Genomic DNA, 13,141 nt, shown 5'->3' on the forward strand with positions numbered 1-13,141 from the left:
CGCGAAGAATACGCTGCGATACCCCTGACACACCGCAGCGCTCATTTCGCAGCCGATGACGGCTCCCACAGGATGATCGCAATCCTTGTAGGAGCGGTCCGTGGCCGCGAAGGAATCCGCGCGGTATACCCTACACACTTCACTACACTTGTCTCAGCCGGTAACCCCGGCCACGAAACCATCAATATTGATATATATTCCCAGCCTTGCTTTTCACTGCCTTGGGTACCTCGAATTGAACAAAGGACTGTTTCTGGCCTGCGCCCTGGCCCTGCTTGGCGGGTGCGATTCATCGACATCGCAGAAACCTGCCGAGCCCTCGCCACCTGCTGCCGTGAATGCGGTGCCCAAGCCTGCGGCGAGCGTCGATCTGCCGGCCCTGGCGCAACGCTACAAGGGCCGTGAACTTGCAGTAGCCGACGCCTCCGAAGTCCAGCTGGACGGTGCCAGCACCCTTTCAGTGACCTTCACCGCACCGCTGGATCCCAAGCAGAACTTCGCCGACAAGGTTCACTTGGTCGACAGCACCCGCGGCAAGCTGGACGGCGCCTGGGAACTGTCCGACAACCTCATGGAGTTGCGCTTTCGCCACCTGGAGCCCAAGCGCAAGCTGGTGCTCACGGTCGATGCCGGGCTGCTCTCCGTGAACCAGAACACCCTGGCTGCGCCACACACCGTTCGTCTTGAAACCCGAGACCTGCAACCCACCGTGGGCTTCGCCAGCCGCGGCTCGCTGTTGCCCACCCGGCTGGCCGAAGGCTTGCCGGTCATCGCCCTGAATGTCGACAAGGTCGACGTCGAGTTCTTCCGCGTACGACCCGAGCAACTGCCGGCCTTTCTCAGCCGCTGGGGCCGCAACAGCAGCCTGCAAAGCTACGAATCGCGCGAGCTGTTGCCCATGGCCGAACTGGTCTACGGCGGTCGCTTCGATCTCGATCCCGCACGCAATACCCGCGAGACCCTGCTGTTGCCCCTCGGCGGCATCAAGCCATTGCAGCAACCAGGCGTCTATCTGGCGGTGATGCGTGCCTCCGGCAGCTACGACTATGCGCAGCCGGCGACGCTGTTCACCCTCAGCGATATCGGCCTGTCCGTGCATCGCTATGCCGACCGCATGGATGTATTCACCCAGGCCTTGGAGGGCGGCAAGGCCTTGGGCGACGTCAGCCTGCAGCTGCTCGACGCCCAGGGCCGGGTCATCGGCGAAGGCAAGACCGACGCCTCCGGCCATGCCGAACTCGCCTCGCCGGTGAAAGCCGAAGTATTGCTGGCGCATCAGGGCGACCAGACCAGCCTGCTGCGCCTGAACACTGCGGCACTGGATCTGGCCGAGTTCGACATCGCCGGAGCCAAGGCACACCCGTTGCAGTTTTTCGTCTTCGGTCCGCGAGACCTCTACCGTCCCGGTGAAACCGTGCTGCTCAATGCCCTGTTGCGCGACAACGACGGGCACCCGGTCAAACCGCAACCGGTAAGCGTCGAGGTGCGCCGCCCGGACGACCAGCTCAGTCGCAAATTCGTCTGGCAGCCAGACGCCTCCGGCCTGTATCAGTACCAGTTGCCACTGGCTGGCGAAGCGCCGACCGGGCGCTGGCAACTGCTGCTCGACCTGGGCGACGGCAAGCCTCAGGTTCACGAATTTCAGGTGGAAGATTTTCTCCCCGAGCGCATGGCGCTGGACCTCAAGGGCGCGGACACGCCCATCGCGCCCGCCGATGCGCTGGCTGTCGACGTGACCGGCCGCTATCTGTACGGCGCGCCGGCTGCGGGCAATCGTTTGAGCGGTCAGGTTTACGTGCGTCCGCTGCGCGAAGCGGTGTCGACGCTGCCCGGGTTCCAGTTCGGTTCGCTGACCGAAGGCGAGCTCAGTCAGGACCTGGAGCTGGACGAGACCACCCTCGACGCGCAAGGCAGGGCGACTCTGGCCATCGATAGCCGCTGGAGCGAAACCAGGTCCTCGCTGCAGGTCGTGCTGCAAGCCAGCCTGCAGGAATCCGGTGGCCGGCCCATCACCCGTCGCCTGGTGCAACCGGTATGGCCTGCGGACCGCCTGCCCGGTGTGCGAGGAACGTTCGAAGGCAAGAACGTGGACGGCGATGGACCGGCCGAGTTCGAATTGCTCGTCGCCGACGCCCAGGGTCGCAAGCTGGCTGCCGATGCCCTCAAGGTACGCCTGGTGCGCGAGCGTCGCGATTACTACTGGAACTACTCCGAAAGCGACGGCTGGAGCTACAACTACAACGAAAAATACCTGAACCTGAGCGAGGAAACCGTTGCAGTTGCCGAGGGTGGCACCGCCAAGGTCAGCTTTCCCGTTGAGTGGGGGCCGTACCGGGTCGAGGTCGAAGATCCGCAAACCGGGCTGGTCAGCAGCCTGCGTTTCTGGGCCGGCTACAGCTGGCAGGACAACACCGAAGGCGGCGCGGTACGCCCCGATCAGGTCAAGCTCGCCCTAGACAAACCCCACTACGCAGATGGCGATACGGCCAGGGTGACAGTGACGCCGCCTGCAGCCGGTACCGGCTATCTGCTGGTGGAGTCCGCCGAGGGCCCCTTGTGGTGGCAGGAGATCGACGTACCCGCCGAAGGCAAGGCCTTCGACATCAAGGTCGATCCGAAATGGGCCCGCCATGACCTCTACATCAGCGCGCTGGTGGTCCGCCCCGGCGAACGCAAGGCCAACGTCACCCCCAAGCGTGCGGTCGGCCTGCTGCACCTGCCGCTCGATCGCGCCCCACGCAAGCTGGCGGTGACTCTCGACGCGCCTGCGAGCATGCGCCCGCAGCAGCCCCTCACGGTCAAGGTGACGGCCCGCAACAGCGACGGCAGCATCCCACGCCAGGCCCATGTGCTATTGGCGGCGGTGGACGTCGGTATCCTCAATATCACCCAGTACGCCACCCCCGATCCTTTCGCTGCGCTGTTCGGCCGCAAGGGCTATGGCGTCGACCAACTGGATATCTATGGGCAGTTGATCGAAGCGGGGCAGGGCCGGCTGGCCAGCCTGGCGTTCGGTGGCGACGCGGCCGATCTGGCCATGGGCGGCAAGCGCCCGCAGACCAGCGTCACCATCGTTGCGTTGCAAAGCGCTCCGGTGACGTTGAACGAGCAAGGCGAGGGGCAGCTGACCCTCGATATCCCGGACTTCAACGGCGAACTGCGCGTGATGGCCCAGGCCTGGACCGATGATCGCTTCGGCATGGCCGAGGCGCGCACGGTGGTCGCCGCGCCGCTGGTTGCAGAACTGTCCGCGCCGCGCTTCCTGGCCGGTGGCGACCAGGCCCGCATTGCGCTCGACATCACCAACCTCACCGAACGAGCGCAAACCCTGACCGTGCAGGTGAGCGCAGACGGCCCGTTGACCCTGCTGGACGCCCCCCGGCAACCGCTGCAACTGGCCAAGGGGCAACGCCAGACCCTGCACGTGCAGGTACAGGCTACGGGCGGGTTGGGCCAAGGGCACATCAAGGTACGGATCGACGGGCTGAACCTGCCCGGCGAAACCTTGCCAGCCATTACCCGGGATTGGACCCTGGGCGTGCGCCCCGCTTACCCGGCGCTGGTCAGGCATCTGCGCAGCGTGCTCAAGGATCAGCCCTGGACGCTTCCCGCCGGTGCCCTGTCGCCCTTCGAGCCCGCCGGGCGCGAGGCCCTGCTCAGCCTGTCGAACCGGCCGCCGCTGAACATCGGCGAGCAGATCAAGGCGCTCAAGGCGTACCCCTACGGCTGCCTCGAGCAGACCGTCAGTGGCCTGTATCCGTCGCTGTATTCCGATGCCGCCAGCCTGAAAAAGCTGGGTGTGGAAAGCGACACCGACGCCGAGCGCACGCGCAAGATGGACATCGGTATCGAGCGGCTGCTGGGCATGCAGCGCTACAACGGCAGCTTCGGCCTGTGGGGTGCGGATGGCGAGGAAGAGTACTGGCTGACTGCCTACGTGACCGATTTCCTCCTGCGTGCCCGTGATCAGGGCTACGCCGTACCGCCCGAGCCCGTGAAGAAAGCCAGCGAGCGACTGTTGCGCTATCTGCAGGAGCGCGATTTGATCGAGGCTGACTACAGCGACAATCTCGACCACACCCGCTTTGCGGTCCAGGCCTATGCCGGCCTGGTGCTGGCGCGTAGCCAACAGGCACCGCTAGGCGCACTGCGCAGCCTGTTCGAACGGCGCAGCGATGCGCGCTCGGGCCTGCCACTGGTGCAATTGGCGATCGCCCTGCAGAAAATGGGTGATCAGCCCCGTGCCGATCAGGTACTGCAAGCCGGTCTGGCGGCAGCACGCAACGACAGCGACTGGCTCGGCGACTATGGCAGCCCGCTACGTGACCAGGCGTTGATCCTGGCCTTGCTGCAGGAGAACGATCTGAGCAAAGCCACACTCGAAGAGCGCCTGTTCACCCTCTCGGATATGCTCGCCAGCAGCAGTTGGCTATCGACCCAGGAGCGCAATGCCTTGTATCTGGCCGGTCGCAATGCGCTGGCCTTGCCCGAGCAGGCCTGGACTGCCCAGGTACAAAGCGCCGACGTCAGTCACCTGTTGAGTGACGCCCAGCCGGCGCTGAAACTGGCGGACGGCGCGCTGTCCGAGTCGCTCACCGTTACCAGCCAGGCACAACAGCCGCTGTATCAGCAGGTGACGCTGTCGGGCTATCCGGTACGGCCGCCGGCGCCGCAGCAAGACAATCTGTCGATCCGTCGCCAATACCTGGGCCTGGACGGCGAGCCGCTCAAGCTCGATACCCTCAAGAGTGGCGAGCTGGTGCTGGTGCATCTGGTGGTGGGCGCCAAGCAGCGCGTGCCCGATGCCCTGGTCGTCGACCTGCTGCCCGCTGGCCTGGAAATCGAAAACCAGAACCTGGCGCAAAGTGCCGCCAGCCTGGATAACGCCAGCAGCAGCGTCCGGCAGTGGCGTGAGTCGATGCAAAACGCCAATCTGCAGCATCAGGAGTTTCGCGATGACCGCTACGTGGCCGCACTCAAGCTCGATGGTTATGGCAGCACCCACCTGCTGTATCTGGCGCGTGCGGTAACGCCGGGTATCTACAAGGTACCGCCACCGCAGGTGGAATCGATGTACCGGCCCAACTGGCAGGCTGTCGGTGCTACGCCAGCGGACCTGACGGTACGCCCGAGGTGAGGCCGGGCAGGGGCAGCGAACGGCTGCCCTTGCCATTCGACCCATGGCTCACTGAATGATCCAGCTCAGCAACCACAGGCCCAGTACGGCCCAGATGACACCCATGATGATCGATGCACGCATGAAAGCCCGGACGGCGGAGTACAGGAACAGCAAGCCGACGATCAACGCGGCGATGGTAACGACATTGGTGTCCATGCCCAGGGTCCTCGACAGGCCGTCGACGAAATTTCCGCCCGCGTTGCCGAGCAGGCTGAACAGCCAGCTCAGGCTGTCTACCACCCAGCGAATGATTGCGCCCAGGGCCTGCCCCAGCCACTCGAAAAAGCCTTCTACATGCATAGTTGCGTCCTGATTCGGTTAGTGGCATTCATGCCATTGTGCCCCCTTTGGCCATGCGCCAGCGAACCAAGTTCCCGACAGCGCCAGCAAGGTTGGCGCACTTGAGCCGCAGCTTTGCAGTTTTTCCGAAAACGCGTCGAGGCAGATTCATGCGCCGTGCGCTGTTGGCGATTTGTGTGCCGGTCGTTCTTCTGTGGCTGGCCGATCGCCTCTGGCCACTACCGTTGCCCCGGGATGATCTGGCGCGCGTGGTACTTGCCGAGGACGGCACACCGCTGTGGCGTTTCGCCGATGCCGAAGGGGTATGGCGATATCCGGTCAGCGTGGACCAGGTTTCGCCCTATTATCTCGAAGCTTTGCTGACCTACGAGGACCGCTGGTTCTACCAGCATCCAGGGGTCAACCCGCTGGCACTGGCTCGTGCTGCCTGGCTCAACCTCAGCGGCGGTCGGGTGTTGTCGGGCGGCAGTACGTTGTCGATGCAGGTGGCGCGCTTGCTCGATCCGCATTCACGGACCTTCTCCGGCAAACTGCATCAGTTATGGCGAACCGCGCAGCTGGAGTGGCACCTGAGCAAGACGCAGATTCTCACGCTGTACCTGAACCGCGCGCCATTCGGCGGCACCTTGCAGGGTGTGGCGGCGGCCAGTTGGGCGTATCTGGGCAAGTCGCCTGCGCAGCTCACCCGGAGCGAAGCCGCCTTGCTGGCGGTGTTGCCCCAAGCGCCCAGCCGCCTGCGTCCCGACCGCCATCCGCAGCAGGCGCAAGCCGCTCGCAACAAAGTGCTGAAGCGCATGGCCGAGCACGGCGTGTGGCCCATTGCACAGTTACGCGAAGCACAACAGGAGCCTTTGTTGCTGGCCCCGCGCCAGGAGCCGGCGTTGGCGCCATTGCTGGCCAGGCGCCTGAACCGCAACGACAGCCCGCCGCTCATCCACACCTTGATCGACGCCAGCCTGCAACGGCGCCTGGAAGACCTGCTGCTGGGCTGGCGTGCGCGGCTGCCCGAGCGAACCTCGGCGGCCATCCTGGTGGTGGATGCGCAGACCATGGCCGTGCGTGCCTACCTGGGCTCGGTGGACTTGGCCGATGACCGGCGCTTCGGTCACGTCGACATGGTCAGTGCTGTCAGGTCGCCAGGCTCCACGCTCAAGCCGTTTCTTTACGGCATGGCCATGGATGCCGGCCTGATTCACTCCGAGTCTCTGTTGCAGGATGTCCCGCGCCGCTACGGTGATTACCGCCCCGGCAATTTTTCCGCAGGGTTCAGCGGTCCGGTCGCGGCCAGTTCGGCGCTGGCCCTGTCGCTCAATCTGCCAGCGGTGCAGGTGCTCGAGGCGCTGGGTCCCAAGCGCTTTGCCGCGCAGTTGCGCAACGGCGGCCTGCACCTGAGCTGGCCCGTGGCCGCCGAGCCCAACCTGGCGATGATCCTGGGCGGGATGGGCAGTCGGCTCGACGATCTGGTCGCCGCCTACAGTGCTTTCGCCCGCAGCGGCAACAGTGCCTCACTGCGTTGGCAACCGCAGGATGTACTGCGCGAGCGGCCGATGATGTCGGCGGGCGCGGCGTGGATCGTGCGGCGCATCCTCAGCGGGCAGGCACGCCCGGATCAAGACCTGCACGCCGAACTCGTCCAGCGTCCGGCGCTGGCCTGGAAGACCGGTACCAGTTACGGTTTTCGTGACGCCTGGTCGATCGGCATCGGGCCGCGTTATCTGATCGGAATATGGATCGGTCGCCCGGATGGCACCCCGGTACCCGGCCAGTTCGGCCTGGCTTCGGCCGCGCCGTTGATGCTGCAGGTACACGACGTCCTGAGCAACCGCGATGCGCAGCGGGCCATCTCGACGCCTGTCCAGCGCGTACCGTCCAGCGTCGGCGTGGCTGCGATATGCTGGCCGCTGGGTCAAGCACTGGATCGCCGTGACCCCAACTGTCGGCGCCAGCGCTTTGCCTGGACACTGGACAAGACCATCCCGCCCACCTTGCAGGCGCTGGACCAACCGCTGGGTACCGGGCTGCAGGAGCAGGTCTGGCTCTCGCCCGCAGGGCTGCGCACCAGTGCCTCCTGCCCCGGCGCCCAGGCACGCTCCATTGCCCTGTGGCCGGCCGCACTCGAACCCTGGCTGGCCAAGGCCGAACATCGCCAGATGCGGGTGCCGGACTTGGATCCACAATGCCCCGCGCCACCGTTGCCGGCCATGGCACCCTTGTCGATCGTCGGCGTGCGCAGCGGTGATCGGCTGCGCCATCCGGCCGCCGATGCCGGCCCGCTGCGGATACACCTCGACACACTCGGCGGGCAGGGGCAGCGTTGGTGGTTCATCAATGGCATGCCCCAGCAAAGCAGTGCGCAGGGCATTGGCCTGAACGCGGTGTTCGAGCGCACGGGGCGTTATCAGGTCACAGTGCTGGACGAGGCGGGGCAGACTGCCAGGGCCGAGCTGACCGTGGTGGACTGAGCCTGTCGGATGCCAACCCGGCATATCAGCTCAGCCAGAACAATGTCTGCACGAACCCTGCCAGCAGAAACGGGGTGAGCGGCAGCACGGCTGCCGACTCGGGGTTCAGGTACTCCACCTTGCGCCTATAGCGAATGCTCAAGCGGTACCAGATCATCGGTGACACGAAGACCCACAGCACCAGGGCCACGATACCGCCGATCAGCGTGCCGACCAGGTGACTGCTGTCCGAAGCCAGCGCCAATGCCCAGAGCAGCTTGACCTCGCCACAGCTCAGGCGGCCATTGAGGTAGCCAGGCAAGGTCAACGCCATGCTCAATACCAGCGCTGCGGCCGCCTCGACCATGCTCGAGCCGATCCAGGTATGCCCGGTAGCGAACAGGCACACCAGCGCCAGCACCCCTGCGCCGACGGTCAGTTTGTCGGCGATGCGCCGGTGCCGGATGTCCTGCTCGGCGCACAGGGTAAACCACAGGAGAAGAACGAGACTTGGCATGGCAGCACCCACTTGAATACGGCAGTGGCTCACTTCTGAAACAGACCTTCTGTTTCAGATTAGACGCCTGACGCTGACGATGGGGTTGCTGCGACACTTTTTTTGCTGCTGCTGGCGGCAGGCTCAGCGAGGCGGGTAGGTGGACAGGATGTCGTTCACCGCCTTCTGGATGACAGTGCTGCGCTCGCTCGGCGAAACGGCATTGTCGTTGACCAGTTGCTCGGTACTGCCGCGCCACACCAGCTTGCCGTCCCGTGCATCGAGCATGTCCAGCTGCAGGGTCGCCACCTTGTAATCGACGCTGCGCGTTTCGTTCATGGCGGGCGAGGCCCAATACGGACCCCAGTAGCCCCCACCCCAGCCACCGCCATAATTGGTCGTGACCTGCTGCTGACGGTTGTCGACGATCAAGTAGGCTTGCAACGTGACGTCGGCACGGCCACCGGCAGCCGCTGGGCGCAGTCCGCGCTGGTCGAGCTGACTGCTCACGGCCTGGCGGATGCGCTGCTCGGTGAGGTCGCTGCGCACCCGTGGATCGTCCGGCCGATATTGCACCGCCGGCTCTTTCCAGGCCCAGCTGCGGTAGGCCGCGAAGTCACGGCTGGCATCGAAATCATGATTGACTCGAGGGGTTTGACAGGCGCTCAGCAACAGCGCCAGCGGTAGAACGGCAAGGCGACGCAACATGGTGAAATCTCCTGTGGGTCAGGACGGAGGATAAGCCGTCAGCGCTTTTTGCACAGCGTTGCGTAACGCCTCGTTACGATCGCTCAGGCTGCCCTGGCTGCTGGTTTCAGCACTTGCGCTCCAGACGGGCTGGCCGCTCTTGCCGTCGAACAGGTCGATGCGCACCACCATCACCTGGATCTGGTAGGTGCGTACCACCGGATAGCTGCCATAGCCGCCATAGCGGTCGTAGCGATCATAGCCGCCGTAACCGCGTCCGTAGCCAGCACCGTAGCCGACATCGTCGCGGGTTTGTTGCAGGCGGGTTTCCATGCGCAGGCTGGTGCCGACCCGCAAGTCGGCGTTGTCGCCACTGCGCTGGGGGCGCAAGCCGCGCTGGTCGAGGGCATTGCTGACCGCTTCGGCGATCTGCGCAGAGTCCGCCCAACTGGTCCCGGCCGGTAGCTGCCCGTTGGCCCAGGCCCAATTGCGATACCGGGCATAGTCGCGCGGAGGCGCGGGGTAAGCACTGGCATCGAACGTCTGCGCCGCCTGCGCGGGGGCAGGTGGCAGGGGCCTGGAGCTGGCGACATAGGGATTGGGGCTCTGGCAGGCCGCCAGGGTCAGGCAAACAGCGGATAGGGACAGGCGACGCATGGCAGTCTCCGAAATACCGGTCAAGCGGGGCGGCAGATCCAGTGCAGGTAGCGACCCAGGCCGGCAAACGCCGGGTGTCGCCGATGGGCAAGCTCCATCGCCACCAGTTGTTCCAGGTCGGCGCGCTTCTGGAAATCGATGGGCATGTAGTCGTGGAACACGCGCACACCGCTTCTGGATTCGACACGCCAGGCGCCGTCAAGTTGCGCGGCCAGTTCTCGCGGGTCCAATGGCTGCTGAGGCGTAAGGCTCTGCTTTTCGCCTGCCAGTTCATTGCTGTTCAGTTTGCGAAAGTGACCCTTGAGCAGATTGCGGTAAACCAGCGCATCGCGGTTGTAGAACGCCAATGACAGCCAGCCGTTGGCGGCAGTCAGCGAATGCAGGACGGGCAGAATGGCATGGGGATCGGCCAGCCATTCCAGCACGGCGTGGCAGATCACCAGGTCGAATGCGGGCAATCCGAGCGCGGGCAGCTGCTGCCAGGACGCCTGGATGAACGTGGCGCTGTGGCCCGCTGCCGCGAAGCGCTCGCGCGCGCCCTCGAGCATGGGTTCGGCCGGTTCGCTGAAGGTGACCTGGTGACCTTGCTCGGCCAGCCACAAGGCCATGTGGCCCAGGCCGCCGCCAATGTCCAGCACGCGCAGGGAGCGCTGAGGCAGGGTTTCGCGCAGGTCGGCCTGGAGCACGGCAAGGCGGATCGCGCCCTTGGCGCCGCCATAGATCTTTTCGGCAAAGCGGGTCGCCAGTTGATCGAAATGGCGATCGTTCATCGAGCGAACCGCCGCTCGCTGTCAGCGAGTTTGGCGCGTACCACCTGGTCCATGTCCAGGCCCAGTTCGCTGCACAGCAGCAACAGGTACAGCACCACGTCACCGACTTCTTGGCGGGCATGTTCGAGCTGCTCGGCCGATAATTGTCGTGACTGGTCTTCGGTCAGCCACTGGAATATTTCCAGTAGCTCGGACATTTCCACGCTGGCCGCCATGGCGAGGTTCTTCGGGCTGTGAAAGCGCCGCCAATCGTTGTTTTCGCGTATCTGGTGGAGGCGTTGGGTAAGTGCGTCTAGGTTCATTGCAAAGCTCCTGAAGGCGCATAGCTTCAAGCCGAACTTTGCCGAACGCAATAGCTACAGAGCCAGAGGTCCCCAGGTGCCGCTCATGTGCAACAGCTCGTCGCGCCCATGCAATGCCAACTGCCCGCCGAGCCCTGCAGCGCTGGCGCGCAAGATCAACTCGCTGGGCAGGCGTACCGGTTTGTGGAATTCCACCGCCAGTTGGTAATTGCTCAACGGCAGGCGTTCGCGCAGGGCTGCCACACTTTGCGCCAGGCTCCACATGCCATGGGCAATGGCAGTGGGAAAGCCGAACAGACGTGCGCTCAAGGCGCTCAGATGGATCGGGTTGTAATCGCCGGAGACGCGTGCGTAACGGCGTCCGGTGTCCGCCGCCGCATACCATCGATGCACCTCCATCAGAGCCTGGTCCTGATGCTGGGCAGGAGTGTGCACCGGCTCTTGCAGGCCTTCGATTCTGGCATGGCGACACAGAAAAGTGCTGTGTTCCTGCCACAGCGGCCCCAAGGGGTCATCGACTTGGGTCACCAGGTCGAACGTCACGCCTTTTTCATGGCGCTGCAGGTTCTGCGCATGCACGCTGACCCGTACACCGGCCACCCCGCCCAAGGGCCGCAACACCTGAATGCGGTTGCGTAGATGCACCAGGCCCAGCAGGGGAAACGGAAAGCTTTTATCGGTCATCAAGCGCATCTGCAAGGCAAACGCCAGCACATGCGGGTAAGTGGCCGGCAGCATGCCGCCTTCGCCGAACCCGCACAGTTCGCGGTAGGCCGCCAGGTGTCGCGGGTCTGCCGACAGACTGCAACGCAGGCCCAGCTCAGGCAGACGCTCGCCAGTGATCTTGCGGTTGAGCGCTGCTTTCAGATAGGCGCTGGGCAAGTCGGGATTGCGTGCCAAAGTCTGCCAGTGGATTGCCATGTCAGGCCCCCAGAATGCTTTGGCCGCATACGCGCAGCACCTGGCCATTGACCGCACCACTGCCGGGCTGCACCAGCCAGGCAACGGCCTCGGCAACGTCCTGCGGTTGGCCACCCTGGCCCAGTGAGCTCATGCGCCTCCCGGCTTCGCGCAGGGCAAAGGGCATCTGCGCCGTCATGCCGGTTTCGATGAAGCCAGGGGCCACGGCGTTGATGGTCGCACCGCGCGTGGCCAGCCTGGCGGCGAACGCTTCCGCCAGGCCGATCAGTCCGGCCTTGCTCGCGGCATAGTTGCTCTGCCCACGGTTGCCGGCAATCCCTGACGTCGAGGAAAGCAGTACCACGCGCCCGTCATCGCGCAGCGTGCCGCTGTCGAACAGCGCCTGGGTCAGCCGTTGCGGAGCGAGCAGGTTGACCGCGAGCACCGAGTCCCAATAGTCGGGTGTCATGTTGACCAGGGTCTTGTCGCGGGTAATGCCGGCGTTGTGCACCACGATGTCGATTCCCTCCGGCAGCGCGGCGATCAGCTGGCTTGCAGCGTCGTCGGCGCAGATGTCCAGGTCTATCGTGCGACCGCCCAGCCGTGCCGCCAGCGCTTGAAGGTCATGGCGTGCCTGGGGCACATCGAGCAGGATCACTTCGGCGCCGTCGCGCGCCAGGGTTTCCGCGATCGACGCACCGATGCCGCGTGCGGCGCCGGTGACCAGCGCCTTGCGGCCTGCCAACGGGCGGGTCCAGTCAGTGACCTGGCGGGCGCTGGCCTGCAGCGACAGCATCTGGCCCGACACGAACGCACTCTTGGGCGAAAGGAAGAAGCGCAACGCACCTTCCAGCTGTTCGTCGGCGTCAGGCGCGACGTACAGCAGCTGCAAGGTGCCACCGTTGCGCAACTCCTTGGCCAGCGACCGGCTGAAACCCTCCACGGCGCGCTGGGCGATGTGCGCTTCAGGGTCTTCGAGGTCGCGGGGGTTGCGTGCCAGAATGACCATATGCGCGTTGTGGTCCAGGCTCTTGATCACCGGCTGGAAGAATTCGCGCAAGCGTGCCAGCTGGGTACCATCGACGATCTCGCTGGCGTCGAACACCACGGCCTTGAGCTTGGGCCCCAGGCCAGCGGTCCAGCTCGGCAGGTCGGCGGCGCCGTACGCGGTGTCGGTCAAGCGCGAAGCGAAGCTTGCCACCTTGTCGGCGAGCCCGCCGCCGCCCAGCAGCAGAGCACCTTCTACCGGTCGCAACCGTCCGCCTTGCCAGCGCTCCAGGCGTGCCGGCAAAGGCAGGCCGATGGCCCCTACCAGGCGACGACCGAGGTCGGAGTTGGCGAAGTCGATATATCGATCGGACATGGAACGTGCTCCGGTTCAAAGGGTTCAAAGTGTGGACCACGGCAAG

At 64.9% G+C, this 13,141-nt stretch carries 10 protein-coding genes; 2 read left to right on the plus strand and 8 right to left on the minus strand.

Features of this window, described 5'->3' with window-relative positions; translation table 11 throughout:
• Window positions 1–235: 235 nt before the first annotated feature.
• Window positions 236–5,137, plus strand: a complete 4,902-nt coding sequence (locus tag IFT80_RS12005; RefSeq protein WP_192137618.1) for an alpha-2-macroglobulin family protein — start codon at window positions 236–238, stop codon at window positions 5,135–5,137.
• Window positions 5,138–5,185: 48 nt separating this feature from the next.
• Here the strand turns inward: IFT80_RS12005 and IFT80_RS12010 are convergent, their stop codons facing one another.
• Window positions 5,186–5,479 carry a hypothetical protein gene (locus IFT80_RS12010; RefSeq protein WP_122480298.1) on the minus strand — a complete coding sequence of 98 codons (294 nt, stop codon included), beginning with the start codon at window positions 5,477–5,479 and terminating at the stop codon, window positions 5,186–5,188.
• 53 nt (window positions 5,480–5,532) lie between these two features.
• Here IFT80_RS12010 and pbpC point away from each other — a divergent pair, with 53 nt between their 5' ends.
• Window positions 5,533–7,941 (plus strand): peptidoglycan glycosyltransferase PbpC, encoded by a 2,409-nt coding sequence (gene pbpC / locus IFT80_RS12015; RefSeq protein WP_446730988.1) that lies wholly within the window; start codon window positions 5,533–5,535, stop codon window positions 7,939–7,941.
• 25 nt (window positions 7,942–7,966) lie between these two features.
• Here pbpC and IFT80_RS12020 read toward each other — a convergent pair whose 3' ends face one another.
• The 7 genes from IFT80_RS12020 to IFT80_RS12050 all read right to left on the minus strand — a co-directional run bounded on the left by IFT80_RS12020 (window position 7,967) and on the right by IFT80_RS12050 (window position 13,095).
• The gene (locus tag IFT80_RS12020; protein WP_192059136.1) at window positions 7,967–8,437 is read right to left on the minus strand and encodes a prepilin peptidase; all 471 of its coding nucleotides are present in this window, start codon (window positions 8,435–8,437) and stop codon (window positions 7,967–7,969) included.
• A gap of 123 nt (window positions 8,438–8,560) precedes the next feature.
• Window positions 8,561–9,124 (minus strand): DUF4136 domain-containing protein, encoded by a 564-nt coding sequence (locus tag IFT80_RS12025; protein ID WP_122480295.1) that lies wholly within the window; start codon window positions 9,122–9,124, stop codon window positions 8,561–8,563.
• A gap of 18 nt (window positions 9,125–9,142) precedes the next feature.
• Window positions 9,143–9,760, minus strand: a complete 618-nt coding sequence (locus tag IFT80_RS12030; RefSeq protein ID WP_192137620.1) for a DUF4136 domain-containing protein — start codon at window positions 9,758–9,760, stop codon at window positions 9,143–9,145.
• A 20-nt stretch (window positions 9,761–9,780) separates the two neighbouring features.
• The gene (locus tag IFT80_RS12035) at window positions 9,781–10,530 is read right to left on the minus strand and encodes a methyltransferase (RefSeq protein ID WP_192137621.1); all 750 of its coding nucleotides are present in this window, start codon (window positions 10,528–10,530) and stop codon (window positions 9,781–9,783) included.
• Window positions 10,527–10,832: a MazG-like family protein gene (locus tag IFT80_RS12040; RefSeq protein WP_192137622.1), complete on the minus strand. Its 306-nt coding sequence runs from the start codon at window positions 10,830–10,832 to the stop codon at window positions 10,527–10,529. Before IFT80_RS12040 ends, IFT80_RS12035 begins: the two co-directional genes overlap by 4 nt.
• Before the next feature lie 54 nt (window positions 10,833–10,886).
• Window positions 10,887–11,753 carry a MaoC family dehydratase gene (locus tag IFT80_RS12045; RefSeq protein ID WP_192137623.1) on the minus strand — a complete coding sequence of 289 codons (867 nt, stop codon included), beginning with the start codon at window positions 11,751–11,753 and terminating at the stop codon, window positions 10,887–10,889.
• A gap of 1 nt (window position 11,754) precedes the next feature.
• Complete coding sequence (locus IFT80_RS12050) at window positions 11,755–13,095, minus strand: 3-oxoacyl-ACP reductase (protein WP_192137624.1); 1,341 nt, start codon at window positions 13,093–13,095, stop codon at window positions 11,755–11,757.
• Between the last annotated feature and the right edge of the window lie 46 nt (window positions 13,096–13,141).

The sequence above is a fragment of the Pseudomonas sp. CFBP 8771 genome, assembly GCF_014841695.1.
In the GTDB taxonomy this organism is placed as follows: domain Bacteria; phylum Pseudomonadota; class Gammaproteobacteria; order Pseudomonadales; family Pseudomonadaceae; genus Aquipseudomonas; species Aquipseudomonas baltica.